The following is a 13,268-nucleotide window of genomic DNA, read 5'->3' as shown; positions in this document are numbered from 1 at the left end:
GGGGCTCCGGATCAGGCCTGCGGCGGCTGGAGCTCGTCGGGGAGCGGCGGGAACTTCTCACCGATCGACTGCGGCTGCGCGCCGACGGTCTCGGCGAACTCGGCCTCGAGCGCTGCGGCGTCCCAGCCGCCCTCGTGGTACGCGCTCAGCACGGGCTCGGGGTGAGACCACAGCTGCAGACGGTCGCCACCGACGCCGATGGCCTGGCCCGAGACATCCGCCGCGGCGTCGGACGCCAGGTAGGCGATGAGCGGGGCGACGTCGGCGGAGGTGCCAAAGCCGAGGCCGTGGCGGAAGAACGCGGGCATCGGCTCGCCCTGGGCGTCGGCCTCGACCGCGGCGTGAAAGTAGGGAACCGTGGCGGTCATCGCCGTCGCGGCAACGGGGATGACGGCGTTCGCCGTGATCCCGGCCCGCTTGAGCTCGAGGGCCCAGGTGCGCACCATGCCGACGATGCCGGCCTTCGCGGCGGCGTAGTTCGTCTGGCCGAAGTTGCCGCGCTGACCGGTCGGGGAGCCGATGCAGATGATCCGGCCGCCCTCACCCTGATCGCGCATGCGGGTGGCGGCTTCACGCACACAGGTGAAGGTGCCGCGCAGGTGCACGTTGATCACCGTGTCGAAGTCGTCGTCGCTCATCTTCCAGAGCACGGTGTCGCGCAGCACCCCGGCATTCGTGACGAGGATGTCGAGGCGGCCGTAGCGCTCGAACGCCGCGTCGACCAGTGCGGTCGCGGTGGCGGTCGGGCCGACGGGGGCCACGACGGCGGAGGCGACGCCGCCCGCCCGCTCGATCGTCGCGACGGCCTCGGCGGCGGTAGCGGCGTCCACGTCGTTCACGATCACCGAGGCGCCCTGACGGGCGAGCTCCTCGGCGTATGCGAGGCCGAGGCCCCGGCCCGATCCGGTGACGATGGCGACTTTGCCTGCGAGTGACATGGTGGAGCTCCTTCGGTTGTCGCTCCAGTACACCGAAATTCATTGAAAAAGTCAACCATTGTGAAAAGCAAGAATATATATACTGGGGAGATGAGTCAGAAGGATGCGGCGGTCGCAGAGCGGAACCGCGGGTGGACCGAGAGCGACCTGTCGCAGGATCTCAGCTTCCTGCTCGCCCGCTCTAACGCGCTGTCGCTCGCCACGGGCACCGAGGCGCTGCGCCCCTTCGGCCTGAAAGTGCGCTCCTACCCGGTGCTCTCCCTCGCGTGCGAGGCGATCCGGCCCTCGCAGCGCGAGATCGCCGACTTCCTCCGCCTGGATCCGAGTCAGGTGGTCGCGCTGGTCGACGACCTCGAGCTCCGCGAACTGGTCGAGCGTCGCACGGACACCCGGGATCGCCGATCGAAGGTGGTCGTCGCGACGGCCCAGGGGAGGCGGGTCTACGCCGAGGCCCGTGAGGCGATGGCGGCTGCCGAGGAGGCGCCCTTCTCGGTGCTCACCGATGCGGAGCAGGAGCAGCTCGCGGGTTTCCTGCGGCGGCTCGCGTTCCCCGCGGGCGAGGCCTCGTAGCGCGGTCGACGCGCGGTCAGCGCCCTCCCGTGGTCGAGATCCGCTCCAGGATCCGGTCGGGCAGCAGGCGGGTGAGCGGCGACATCAGTCGGTAGCGCCAGTCCGAGATGAGTACGGGGCGTCCACGACGGAGCGCGCGGAGTCCCTCGCGGGCGACCCGCTCCGTGCTGGCCCAGGCGAACGGCGGGAGATCGGGCAGGTGATCCTCGCCCATGCGCTCGTGGAACTCCGTCGCGAGCAGGCCGGGGCACAGTGCCGTGACGCGCACCCCGCGCGCTCGGTAGCGCGCGCTCAGCGAGCGTGAGAGCGAGACGACGGCGGCCTTCGCGGCGCCGTAGGTGCCGGTCGGGGTGAACGCGGCGACGCTCGCGACGTTGAGGATCCAGCCCCGGCGGCGGGCGAGCATGCCCGGCACCGCGGCGTGCGCCAGTCGGAGCGGGGCCCACGACAGCAGTTCGTGGAGGCGGCGCTCGTCGGCGATGTCGCTCTCCTCGAAGCCGTCGTGCACGCCGAAGCCGGCGTTGTTGATCAGGATGTCGACGGGGCGGTCCGGGTCCGCGAGGCGCGCGGCGACCCGGTCGAGCCCCTCCGGGGTGGTGAGATCCGCGGCGAGCACCTCGGGCGCCGGGCGCCGCTGCGTGGTGTTCAGATCGCCTCGTCCGGCGAGCTGCTCGGCGAACTCGGTGAGTCGCCGCTCGTCGCGTGCCACGAGGATCAGCTGGACGCCCTGGCTCGCGAGCTGCCGGGCGAATTCCTGTCCGAGGCCCGCGGAGGCGCCGGTGATGAGAGCGGTGGTGGCCATGCGCCCAGTGTGGCAGGCCCCGCTGGGCGGTGGGTCGGGGAGGGGTGTGCTCACGGCCGGTCGTTGCGCAGTCCGAGGATCATGCTCCGCAGGCTCTGGAGCGCGGCCGTCTGCTCGTCCGCCGTCATGTGCTGGAGCATCCGGAGTTCCACGGACCGCACCGCAGCGCTCGCGGATGCCAGTCGTCGACGTCCCTGCGGAGTCAGCGAGGCGGGCAGTGACTTGCCCACCGTGGGTGCCGCGGGCCTCGTGACATCGCCGTCGCGCTCGAGCTGCTGGAGGAGCACGTGCATCGACTGGCGCGTGATGAACGCGCCGCGAGCGAGCGCGGAACTCGACAGCCCCGGTCGCTGCGACAGGAGTTCCAGGCAGGAATAGTGGGTGACGGTCATGCCGAGCGGCCGGAGCACGTCCTCCATCGCGGTGCGGAGCGCGCTCGAGGCTTCCTTCAGGAGGTAGCCCAGGGAGGTGTCGAGGTGGATGCTCGCGTCGACTTGACTCATGTCAGTATTCTGACATAGATTGATGTGTGTCAGAAAACTGACATGTGCGAAAGGATCCACCATGCCCGCCATCGGCCCCGACTTCATCTCGCTCCAGGTCCGCGATCTTGCGGCTTCGCAGGCGTTCTACGAGCGGTATCTCGGCCTTGTCCGATCTCCCGCGGGGCCGCCGCACGCCGTCGTGTTCGAAACCGCGCCGATCGCCTTCGCGCTTCGCGACCCGATGCCGGGCGTCGATCTGGGCGCGGTGGCCCAGCCGGGCGTCGGCGCAGCGATCTGGCTGCGCGCGACCGGTGTGCAGGAGATTCACGACGCGCTCGTCACCGACGGTCACCCCATCGTTTCGAGTCCGATCGACGGACCCTTCGGCCGCACCTTCACCTTCGCGGACCTCGACGGGTACCACGTCACGCTGCACGATCGAGCGTGATCGAGTCGGTCGCTCCCAGCCGGAGCCGGCCTACGCCGGGTCGCTCCCCGCGAGCACACTGCGCTCGCGCCCGGCGACCCAGCCCACGAGCACCTGCACCACGCACAGCGCGAGCACCAGACCGAGGGAGAGCGACCACCCGCCGCTCATCTGGTGCAGCCAGCCGAAGGTGACGGGCCCGGCCGCGGCGATGAGATACCCGACGCCCTGCGCCATGCCGGAGAGGGAGGTCGCCGCCTCGGCGGTGCGCGCCCGAACGGCCATCAGCGTGAGCGACATCGTGAGTGATGCGCCTGCCGCGATCCCGATCGCGCAGATCCACAGGATCATGAGCGCGGGCACCGTCAGCATGCCCGCGATCGCCAGCGACCCGAGCACCGGGATCAGTGCGGGGAGTGACCGGCGCAGTCGGCCCCGGAAGCAGAGCGGCACGAGCATGGAGCTGCCGACGCCGATGATCTGGAGCAGCATGACCTCGGTGCCGGCCGCCTCCGCCGAGTACCCTCGGGAGATTTCGATGGGCGACAGCCACGTCTGCATGATGAAGAAGATCGAGGACTGCGTGCCCATGTAGAGGGCGACCCACCAGGCCACCGGGTCGCGCCAGACGCGGCGGCCGATCCCGGATCGCCGACGTTCGCTCCCGGCATCGGTGTCATCCGAATCGGCGCCGTCGGGATCGGAGCCATCGGGATCGACGCCGGCAGGCACTGCCGAAGTCGCCTCGACGACAATGCCAGCACTCGCGCGCCGCCTGGAGGCCACCGCCCACACCCAGACCCCGAGGGCCACGGGTACGGCCGCGCCGGTGGCGAGCAGCGCCACGCGCCAGCCGAGGGTGCCGTCGCCGAGCGGAATCCCGGCGATGGGCACGACGACCCCCGCGGAGATCGCACCGGCGCCGCCGAGCAGTGCGGTGTAGACCCCCATGACGAGCGGCAGTCGGCCCGGGAAGTCGCGTTTGATGAGCGCGGGCATGATCACGTTGCCGACGGCGAGCGACGCCCCGATGAGCGCGGTGCCGAGCCAGAGGTTCGCGAGGCCCCCGGGGAGCGAGCGCCATACCGTGCCGGCGATGAGTGCGAGCAGCGCGACGGTGACCGCCCGCTCCATCCCCAGCCGAGCGCTGAGGCCGTGGGCGAGGGGCGACACGATCGCCCAGCTCAGCAGCGGCACGGCGCCGAGCGCACCGAGGGTGGCGAGCTCGACCCCGAGGTCGCTCGAGATCTGGTCGAGCAGCGGGCCCACCCCGGTGATCGTCATCCGCATGTTCGCGGCGACCAGGCAGACCGCCACGAAGAGCAGCACCCAGGGGCGCGGTGTCGGGGTGGTCGGCACGGAGGTCACACCCGAACCCTAGCCGGTCGGGGTAGGCGGCGGATCGGGGAGGCCGCGGCGGGACCGGGGTTCCGCCGCGGATGATCCCGCGCTACACTGATTTCGTTCAACGAATATAATTTCGCACAGCGAATAGTTCCGGAATGTCATCAGCACCGCACCAGACCGCACCGAGGAGGTCGATCATGATCGACAAGACCGTAGGCTCCGTCGAGGAGGCCGTCGCGGGCATTCCCGACGGCGCCACCGTGATGATCGGCGGCTTCGGTCGAGCCGGGCAGCCGGTCGAACTCATCGACGCGCTCATCGCCCAGGGCGCGGGCGACCTCACGATCGTGAACAACAACGCCGGCAACGGCGACGTCGGGCTCGCCGCGCTGCTCGCGAAGCGCCGGGTGCGCAAGATCATCTGCTCGTTCCCGCGGCAGTCGGACTCCTGGGTGTTCGACGGCCTCTACCACGAGGGTGCGATCGAGCTGGAGCTCGTACCGCAGGGCAACCTCGCGGAGCGGATCCGCGCGGCGGGCGCAGGCATCGGCGCGTTCTTCAGTCCCACGGGCGTCGGCACGCAGCTGGCGGAGGGCAAGGAGACGCGCGAGATCGACGGCCGGACCTACGCCCTCGAGTACCCGATCCGCGCCGACTTCGCACTCGTCAGCGCGCGGGCGGCAGACCGTTGGGGCAACCTCGTCTACCGCGAGACCGCTCGCAACTTCGGGCCGATCATGGCGACCGCGGCCACCACCACCATCGTGCAGGTCGACCACCTCGTCGACCTGGGCACCCTCGACCCTGAGTCCGTCGTGACCCCGGGGATCTTCGTCGACCGGGTCGTCGCGGTGGGGGAGCGCGCGTGGCTCTCCGACGGCGCGTTCGTCGGCGGGGTCACGCTGGAGGGGCACCCGCGCGCCGAACACTCCGAGGAGGAGACCCGATGACCACCACCATCTCGCGCCAGGAGCTGGCGCAGCGCATCGCGGCCGACATCCCCGAGGGGGCCGTGGTCAACCTCGGCATCGGCGCCCCCACACTCGTCGCGAACTACCTCCCGAGCGAGCTCGAGATCATCCTGCACACGGAGAACGGCATGCTGGGCATGGGTCCGGCGCCGGATCCGGATCGTGTCGACCCCGACCTCATCAACGCCGGCAAGCAGGCGGTGACCGCCCTCCCCGGCGCCGCGTATTTCCATCACGCGGACTCGTTCGGCATGATGCGCGGCGGCCACCTCGACGTGTGCGTGCTGGGTGCCTTCCAAGTTGCAGAGAACGGGGATCTCGCGAACTGGTCGACGGGCGCCCCGGGGGCGATCCCGGCGGTGGGCGGCGCGATGGACCTCGCCATCGGTGCGAAGGAAGTCTACGTGATGACGGATCTGCTCACGAAGCAGGGCGCCTCGAAGCTCGTCGAGGCCTGCACCTACCCGCTGACGGGCGTCGGCTGCGTCTCCCGCGTCTACACCGACCACGCCGTGTTCGACGTGACTCCGTCCGGCTTCGTCGTGCGCGAGGCGTTCGGCGACACGACCCTCGATGATCTGCGCGCCCTGACCGGGCTCGCGCTCGCCGCCGCTGGGTGAATGGACGCAGCGATTCGACAACCACCTCACACCCCCACTGAAGGAGCCCCATGACCGCCACGTTCATCTACGATGCCGTGCGCACCCCGTTCGGGCGGGCGGGGGTGCCCTCGCGGGGGTGCGTCCCGACGACCTGGCGGCGGTGGTGATGCGCGCGACGGTCGAGCGATCGGGCGTGGATCCCGAGCGAATCGCGGATGTGATCTTCGGCGACGCGAACCAGGCCGGAGAGGACAACCGCAACGTCGCGCGTTTCGGAGCGCTGCTCGCGGGGTTCCCGACCTCGGTCACGGGGGTCACGGTGAACCGCCTGTGCGCCTCCTCCGTCGAGGCGGTGATCCAGGGGGCGCGGGCGATCGAGTCCGGCGATGCCGAGATCATCCTGGCCGGCGGGGTCGAGTCGATGAGCCGGGCTCCGTACGTCGTGGAGAAGTCGTCGAAGCCCTGGCCGGCCGTCGGCAACCAGACGATGTGGAACACCGCGATCGGCTGGCGGATGACGAACCGCGCGCTGCCGGTGCCCTGGACGATCTCGAACGGCGAGGCGGCGGAGCTGACGGCACGGGAGTGGGGGATCGACCGCGAGGCGCAGGACGCCTTCGCGGTACGGTCGCACCGCCTGGCGGCCGAGGCCTGGGGTGCGGGCGTGTACGACGCCGAGGTGGTGCAGGTACCGGGCCACGAGCTCGCTCGCGATGAGGGGATCCGCGACGGCAGCACGGTCGAGAAGCTTGCCGGGCTCGCACCGCTCTTCGCCGCGGACGGCACGGTGACCGCCGGGAATTCGTCGTCGATCAACGACGGGGCGTCGGCGGTGCTGCTCGGAGCCGAGGGTGCGCTGCCCGGGGAGCCGCTCGCGCGGATCACCGGGCGGGCGGCGCACGGGGTGGATCCCGACCGCTTCCCCACCGCGCCGATCGAGGCGGCGAATCGCGCGCTCGCCCGCGCCGGGAAGACCTGGGGCGACGTCGACCTCGTCGAGCTCAACGAGGCGTTCGCATCTCAGTCGCTCGCCTGCCTCGCGGGCTGGCCGGATCTCGATCCCGAACGGCTCAACGTGCACGGCGGCGCCCTCGCGATCGGGCATCCGCTGGGCGCCTCCGGCGGGCGGATCATCGGCCACGCGGCGCACGAGCTGCAGCGGCGCGGCGGTGGCGTGGCCGTGGTGGCGATCTGCATCGGCGTCGGCCAGGGGCTCGCGGTGGTGCTCGAGCGGTAGCCATCGGCCGTGGCTGGAGCTCGGGCGTACCGTCATTCGGAAATGTGCGCTCATTCGGATATACACGCCCCAATCCGTCCGCATGACGGCTCAGTTCCGACTGAGTGCTCGCGTCGGGCGGCCGCTAGGGTGGGATCGTGATCGAGCAGGATGAGGCGAGCGGGGACTTCGTCCAGTCGCTCGCGCGCGGACTCGCGGTGATCCGCGCGTTCGATGCCGAGCACCCCGAGCTGAGCCTCAGCGAGGTCGCCCGCCGTGCCGAGATCTCACCGGCGGCCGCGCGGCGCTTCCTGCGCACCCTGGAGGCGCTCGGCTACGTGCACACCACGGGGCGGGTGTTCGCCCTCACCCCGAAGGTCCTCGAGCTCGGCTTCAGCTACCTCTCGGCGCTCTCGCTCCCAGAGGTCATGCAACCGCACCTCGAGCGGCTCTCGCGCGAGGTGGGCGAGTCCGTGTCGGCCGCCGTGCTGGCCGGCACCGACATCGTCTACGTCGCCCGCGTCCCCACCCGTCGCATCATGATGGTCGGGATCACCATCGGCACGCACTTCCCGGCGTTTGCCACGAGCATGGGCCGGGTGCTGCTCGCGGCGCTTCCCAAGGCGGAGCGCGCGGCAATCCTCGCGGACACCGACCTCACGCCGCTCACCCCGCTCACCCTCGACGCCCCCGACGCGCTCGCCGCCGAGCTCTCGCGGGTGCGGGATCAGGGCTGGGCCATCGTCGACGGCGAGCTCGAGGCCGGGCTGCGATCGGCCGCCGCGCCGGTGCGCGGACGCGGCGGTGAGGTGGTCGCCGCCGTGAACGTGTCGACGAGCGCGAGCCGCGACAGTGTCGAGCGGCTGCGCACGTTCCATCTGCCGCTGCTGCTCGAGACGACGGCCGCGATCGAGGCGGATCTGCGACTCCTGTAACTGGCCCAGCCCCAGCGCAGCGCCACGTCACCCGACGTTCGTCCAGTGTTTCCGGCAGGTATCTCAAACCTGTGGCGACCGTCGCGTGTTTGTTATACAGTGCCTGATACGCGAACCCGCTGAACGCCTCACGCCGACGTGAGCCGTGCCCGTGATCGAGCGCGCAGACGGGATCCTCGCGGAGCAGAAATGGCAGGACCCGCAATGGAGCTCTCTCCCACCGGACACGTCGATCACTTCGCCCGCCAGTCGCTGCCGCCCCGCGAGCAGTGGCCGATTCTCGAGTTCACCCTGCCGGAGCTGCAGTATCCCGAGCGACTGAACGCGGCGGCCGAGCTGATCGACGGCGGGGTGCGCCGCTTCGGCGCCGAGCGGGTGGCGCTGCGCGTGCCGGGCGGGGAGACCTGGACCTACGGGGAGCTGCAGCATCGCGCGAATCAGGTCGCGCAGGTGCTCACCGAGGACTACGGCCTCCGCCCCGGGAACCGCGTGCTGCTGCGCTCTCCGAACCACGCCTGGACCGTCGCGTGCTGGCTGGGCGTGCTCAAGGCCGGCGGCATCGTCGTCACCACGATGGTCGCCTGGCAGGAGCGCGAGGTCCGCGCGGTCGTCGAGCAGGTGCGCCCGAGCGTGGCGCTGATCGACCATCGTGCGGTCGACGGGATCGCGCACGTGCTCGACGGGGTGCCGATCGGGGTGATCGGCGGTGACCGCGACTCCCTGCTGACCGCGTGCGCCGCGAAGAGCGGCCAGTTCACCGCCGTCGACACAGCCGCCGACGACGTCGCCCTCCTCGGGGCGACCTCGGGCACGACGGGGTGCCGAAGGTCACGATGCACTTCCACCGCGACATCCTCGCCAACGCCGACACGTTCGCCGCCCACACGCTGCAGCTCGCGCCCGACGATGTGAGTGCCGGCACCGCGCCGCTCGCCTTCACGTTCGGCTTGGGTGGCCTCGTCGTGTTCCCGCTGCGCTCCGGGGGCAGCGCGGTGCTCGTGGAGAAGGCGAGCCCGGTGCAGCTCGCCGAGCTGATCGCGGAGCACGGGATCACCGTGTTCTACACGGCCCCGACCGGCTATCGCGCGATCCTCAAGGAGGGGCACGGGCCGGCGCTGTCGCGGCTCCGCGTCGCGGTCTCGGCCGGTGAGCACCTGCCCGCCGAGACCTTCGCCGCGGTGGAGGAGGCCACCGGGATCCGGCTCGTGAACGGTATCGGATCGACCGAGATGCTGCACGTCTTCATCTCGGCGGCCGGCGACGACATCCGGCCCGGAGCGACGGGGCGCCCCGTGCCCGGGTACCGGGCGACGATCCTGGACGACGACGGGAACGAGCTGCCGCCCGGAGAGGTCGGCCGCCTCGCGGTCATCGGCCCGACCGGCTGCCGCTACCTGAACGACGAGCGGCAGGCGAACTACGTGGTCGATGGCTGGAACGTCACCGGAGACGCCTACGTCATGGATGCCGACGGCTACTTCACCTTCCAGTCCCGCACCGACAACCTCATCGTCGCCTCCGGCTACAACATCGCCGCCACGGAGGTCGAGGAGGTTGTTGTGACCCATCCGGACGTGCTCGAGTGCGCCGTGATCGGACGGCCCGATCCGGAGAAGGGCACGATCGTGAACGCGTTCGTGGTGCTCCGCGACGGCGTCGATCCCGGGCCCGAGACGGCCGACGCGATCCGCGCGCACGTGCGATCCCGGCTCGCGATCTACAAGTGCCCGCGGCGCATCGACGTCGTCACCGCCTTGCCGCGCAACCCGAGCGGCAAGGTGCAGCACTTCGTGCTCCGCGAGCGCGCGGCCACGGAGGTCGCGGCCGCGGAGGTCGAGGCTGCGGGGGTCGACACCTCCGTGTGACACGGATATAGAACGACCGTCACATTCTTGATACACTCCTCGGGAGCGCAGGAGGGTGCAATGTCGATCGAGCACGGTGAACGGCCGCTGGAAGCGGGGGTCCGCACGGACTTCAGCACCACCATGGACTACGCGGGGTACCTGAACCTCGACCAGGTGCTCACGGCCCAGGCGCCGGTGAGCGATCCTGCGCACCACGACGAGATGCTGTTCATCATCCAGCACCAGACCTCTGAGCTGTGGTTGAAGCTGATGCTGCACGAGCTGCGTGCGACGCGGGATCACTTCGACGCCGACCAGCCCACGCGCGCGCTGAAGACCCTCGCCCGGGTCAAGCACATCCTGCGCACGCTCACCGAGCAGTGGTCGGTGCTCGCGACGCTCACTCCCGCGGAGTACGCGGAGTTCCGGAGCGTGCTGGGATCCTCCTCGGGGTTCCAGTCGTACCAGTACCGCGAGATCGAGTTCCTCCTCGGCAACAAGAACGCCGCGATGCTGCGGGTGTTCGAGTCGAAGCCGGAGATCCACGCCCGTCTCGAGGCCACCCTGCACGAACCGACCATCTACGACAGCTTCCTGCGGATGCTCGCGCGGCTCGGCTACGGGATCCCGGAGCGGATCCTCACCCGCGACGTCGCCGAGGCGTGGGTCGAGCACCCGGACCTCGTGCCCGTGTACACGACGATCTACGAGGACGTCGACCGCCACTGGAGCGTGTACGAGGCCTGCGAGTCGCTCGTCGACATCGAGGACGCGTTCCAGCTCTGGCGCTTCCGGCACATGAGCACGGTGCAGCGCGTCATCGGCTTCAAGGCGGGCACGGGCGGGTCGTCGGGTGTCGCCTTCCTGCGGCGTGCGCTGGAGCTCAGCTTCTTCCCGGAGCTCACCGCGGTGCGCACCGAGATCCGGGACCTCCGTGTCGAGTGACCTCCGCGCGTCCGCGTCGGGCCGCGTGACGGCGCCCGCGGTCGTGGATCATCATGTGCACCTCGGGCTCGTCGACTGGCGGGCTCTCGGCGAGGGACCCGTCGGCGAGGTGCACGACCTGGGGTGGGACCCCGCGGAGATCGACCGGATCGCCCGGGAGCTGGTCCCGAGCGTGCGGGTGCGCAGCGCCGGGCCGTTCCACACGGCGCCGGGCGGCTACCCGTCGGGGCGGGCCTGGGCTCCCGATGCCGCGATCGTGTCGGTCGATGCGCCGGAGAGCGCGGTGACGGCCGTCGCGGCGGTGTCGGCGCGCGGCGGCCTGGGGGTCAAGATCGCCCTGCACGCCGGGATGCCACTGCTGCCGGATCCGCAGCTGCGCGCGCTGATCGACGCGGCGCACGCTGCCGGGCTGCGCGCCTTCGTGCACGCCGAGGGCGCGGGTCAGGCGGCGCGCGCCATCGACCTCGGGGCGGACGTGCTCGTGCACGTGCCCTGGACGGAGCGGCTCGGCGACGACACGATCCGCCGCGCGGCCGAGGCCGGTATGGAGTGGATCTCGACACTCTCGATCCACGCGGGCGTCGCGCTCGAGCGCGCGCTCGACAACGCCCGCCGATTCCGCGCGGCGGGCGGCACGCTCCGCTACGGCACGGACCTCGGCAACGGGGATCTGCCGGTGGGCCTCAATGCGCGCGAGATCCGCCTGCTCGGCGAGGCGGGACTCGCGGGCGACGCCCTGCACGCGGCGGTCTTCAGTCGGGATCCGCGCGATTCCGCGGCGCTCAGTCACACCGATCCGCTGCCCACGACCGCCGACGCCTTGGCCGACTGGCTGGCCACGGCGATCCGGCGCTCACCCATCGACCGCAACCCGAACGGAGCTTCCGCATGACGCTCGCACCCGACGCATCGACGCTCGACCCCACCGCAGCGGCGACCGCACTCGACGCGCAGGATCCGCTCGCGCACTTCCGCGACCGCTTCGTGCTGCACGACGAGGTGCGCTCGTATCTCGACGGCAACTCGCTCGGCCGGCCGCTGCGGGCCACGCGCGACCGGCTGCCCGCGTTCGTGGACGAGGTGTGGGGCGGCCGGCTCATCCGCGCCTGGGACGAGCAGTGGATCGACGCACCCGTCGCGCTCGGGGACCGACTGGGCGCCGCGGCGCTCGGGGCCGCACCGGGCCAGACGGTGGTCGCGGACTCGACGACCGTGCTGCTCTACAAGCTGATGCGCGCCGCGGCTGCCGCGCGGAGCGATCGTCGCGAGGTGATCGCCGACACCGAGAACTTCCCGACCGACCGCTTCGTGCTCGAGGGGGTCGCGGCCGAGCACGGGCTCACGGTGCGCTGGATCGAACCGGACCCGAGCGCCGGGGTGACCGAGGCGCAGGTGCGCGCGGAGCTCAGCGAGCGGACCGCGTTTGTGCTGCTCAGCCACGTCGCGTTCAAATCGGGGTTCATCGCGGACGTCCCGGCCATCACGGCAGCTGCCCACGAGGCCGGAGCGCTCGTGCTCTGGGATCTCTGCCACTCCGTCGGTCTCGTGCCGACGGAGCTCGACGCCTGGGGGGTCGATCTCGCGGTCGGCTGCTCCTACAAGTACCTCAACGGAGGCCCGGGTGCCCCCGCGTTCGCGTACGTCGCCGCGGGCGTCCAGGGCGCGCTCCGGCAGCCGGTCCAGGGCTGGTTCGGCGCCGCGGATCCCTTCGGCATGACCGAGACGTACGTGCCGTCGCGCGGGATCCGCCAGATCATCTCGGGCACCCCGCCGATCCTCGGCATGCAGCCGATCGCCGACATGGTGACCCTGATCGAGGAGGCCGGGATCGCGGCGATCCGGGCGAAGTCGATCGCACTCACCGAGTTCGTCGTGGACGTTGTGGACTCGCGTCTCGCGCGGTTCGGGGTGCGGGTCATCAGCCCGCGCGATCCGTCGATCCGGGGCGGGCACGTCACGCTCGACCACCCGGCGTTCCGCGAGATCGTCGCGGAACTGTGGCAGCGCGGGATCATCCCCGACTTCCGCCCGCCGCAGGGGATCCGGATCGGGCTCTCGCCGCTCAGCACGTCGTTCGCCGAGGTCGCGGCGGGACTCAGCGCGATCGAGGAGCGGCTGGCCGCGCGGCAGGTCGAGTGATGCGCGCGAAACGGAGTATGTCGAATTCGTGACGATCAAAAAAC

13 protein-coding genes and 2 pseudogenes are annotated in these 13,268 nt (G+C 71.0%); 11 read left to right on the top strand and 4 right to left on the bottom strand.

Translation table 11 applies throughout. From position 1 onward, the window contains the following. Positions 1-11 precede the first annotated feature (11 nt). Complete coding sequence (locus MUN76_RS08290; RefSeq protein WP_244683879.1) at positions 12-938, bottom strand: SDR family oxidoreductase; 927 nt, start codon at positions 936-938, stop codon at positions 12-14. A gap of 90 nt (positions 939-1,028) precedes the next feature. On the opposite strand from MUN76_RS08290, the gene MUN76_RS08285 reads away from it, so the two are divergent. After that, the gene (locus tag MUN76_RS08285; protein WP_244683878.1) at positions 1,029-1,508 is read left to right on the top strand and encodes a MarR family winged helix-turn-helix transcriptional regulator; all 480 of its coding nucleotides are present in this window, start codon (positions 1,029-1,031) and stop codon (positions 1,506-1,508) included. A gap of 16 nt (positions 1,509-1,524) precedes the next feature. Here MUN76_RS08285 and MUN76_RS08280 read toward each other — a convergent pair whose 3' ends face one another. After that, positions 1,525-2,310, bottom strand: a complete 786-nt coding sequence (locus tag MUN76_RS08280; protein WP_244683877.1) for an SDR family NAD(P)-dependent oxidoreductase — start codon at positions 2,308-2,310, stop codon at positions 1,525-1,527. Positions 2,311-2,360: 50 nt separating this feature from the next. Then, positions 2,361-2,813, bottom strand: a complete 453-nt coding sequence (locus MUN76_RS08275) for a MarR family winged helix-turn-helix transcriptional regulator (RefSeq protein ID WP_244683876.1) — start codon at positions 2,811-2,813, stop codon at positions 2,361-2,363. A gap of 61 nt (positions 2,814-2,874) precedes the next feature. Between MUN76_RS08275 and MUN76_RS08270 the strand changes: the two genes are divergently transcribed. Next, on the top strand, positions 2,875-3,243 hold the full coding sequence (locus tag MUN76_RS08270; protein ID WP_244683875.1) for a VOC family protein: 369 nt from the start codon (positions 2,875-2,877) through the stop codon (positions 3,241-3,243). A 30-nt stretch (positions 3,244-3,273) separates the two neighbouring features. Here the strand turns inward: MUN76_RS08270 and MUN76_RS08265 are convergent, their stop codons facing one another. Beyond that, positions 3,274-4,590 (bottom strand): MFS transporter, encoded by a 1,317-nt coding sequence (locus MUN76_RS08265; protein ID WP_244683873.1) that lies wholly within the window; start codon positions 4,588-4,590, stop codon positions 3,274-3,276. Positions 4,591-4,766: 176 nt separating this feature from the next. Between MUN76_RS08265 and MUN76_RS08260 the strand changes: the two genes are divergently transcribed. The 9 genes and pseudogenes from MUN76_RS08260 to MUN76_RS08225 all read left to right on the top strand — a co-directional run bounded on the left by MUN76_RS08260 (position 4,767) and on the right by MUN76_RS08225 (position 13,224). Beyond that, positions 4,767-5,519: a 3-oxoacid CoA-transferase subunit A gene (locus MUN76_RS08260; protein ID WP_244683872.1), complete on the top strand. Its 753-nt coding sequence runs from the start codon at positions 4,767-4,769 to the stop codon at positions 5,517-5,519. After that, positions 5,516-6,160: a 3-oxoacid CoA-transferase subunit B gene (locus tag MUN76_RS08255; RefSeq protein ID WP_244683871.1), complete on the top strand. Its 645-nt coding sequence runs from the start codon at positions 5,516-5,518 to the stop codon at positions 6,158-6,160. The genes MUN76_RS08260 and MUN76_RS08255 overlap by 4 nt, the downstream gene beginning before the upstream one ends. A 50-nt stretch (positions 6,161-6,210) precedes the next feature. Next, positions 6,211-7,379: pseudogene (locus tag MUN76_RS08250) on the top strand (thiolase family protein). Between the two features lie 137 nt (positions 7,380-7,516). Then, a complete protein-coding gene (locus tag MUN76_RS08245) occupies positions 7,517-8,293 on the top strand; it encodes an IclR family transcriptional regulator domain-containing protein (RefSeq protein WP_244683870.1) in 777 nt (258 codons plus the stop codon). Between the two features lie 189 nt (positions 8,294-8,482). Further along, a pseudogene (locus MUN76_RS15635) lies at positions 8,483-9,615 on the top strand (AMP-binding protein); the annotation flags it as partial. Positions 9,616-9,753: 138 nt separating this feature from the next. Next, the gene (locus tag MUN76_RS15630; protein ID WP_429953358.1) at positions 9,754-10,158 is read left to right on the top strand and encodes an AMP-binding enzyme; all 405 of its coding nucleotides are present in this window, start codon (positions 9,754-9,756) and stop codon (positions 10,156-10,158) included. Positions 10,159-10,218: 60 nt separating this feature from the next. After that, positions 10,219-11,085 carry a tryptophan 2,3-dioxygenase gene (kynA, locus tag MUN76_RS08235; RefSeq protein WP_244683869.1) on the top strand — a complete coding sequence of 289 codons (867 nt, stop codon included), beginning with the start codon at positions 10,219-10,221 and terminating at the stop codon, positions 11,083-11,085. Continuing rightward, the gene (locus MUN76_RS08230; protein ID WP_244683868.1) at positions 11,075-11,977 is read left to right on the top strand and encodes an amidohydrolase family protein; all 903 of its coding nucleotides are present in this window, start codon (positions 11,075-11,077) and stop codon (positions 11,975-11,977) included. Before kynA ends, MUN76_RS08230 begins: the two co-directional genes overlap by 11 nt. Continuing rightward, positions 11,974-13,224: a kynureninase gene (locus MUN76_RS08225; RefSeq protein WP_244683867.1), complete on the top strand. Its 1,251-nt coding sequence runs from the start codon at positions 11,974-11,976 to the stop codon at positions 13,222-13,224. The genes MUN76_RS08230 and MUN76_RS08225 overlap by 4 nt, the downstream gene beginning before the upstream one ends. Positions 13,225-13,268: the final 44 nt, after the last annotated feature.

It is taken from the genome of Leucobacter rhizosphaerae (assembly GCF_022919175.1).
GTDB lineage: Bacteria > Actinomycetota > Actinomycetes > Actinomycetales > Microbacteriaceae > Leucobacter > Leucobacter rhizosphaerae.
The sequence above is the reverse complement of the archived record's forward strand: the minus strand, read 5'-3'. Positions and strand labels throughout refer to the sequence as shown.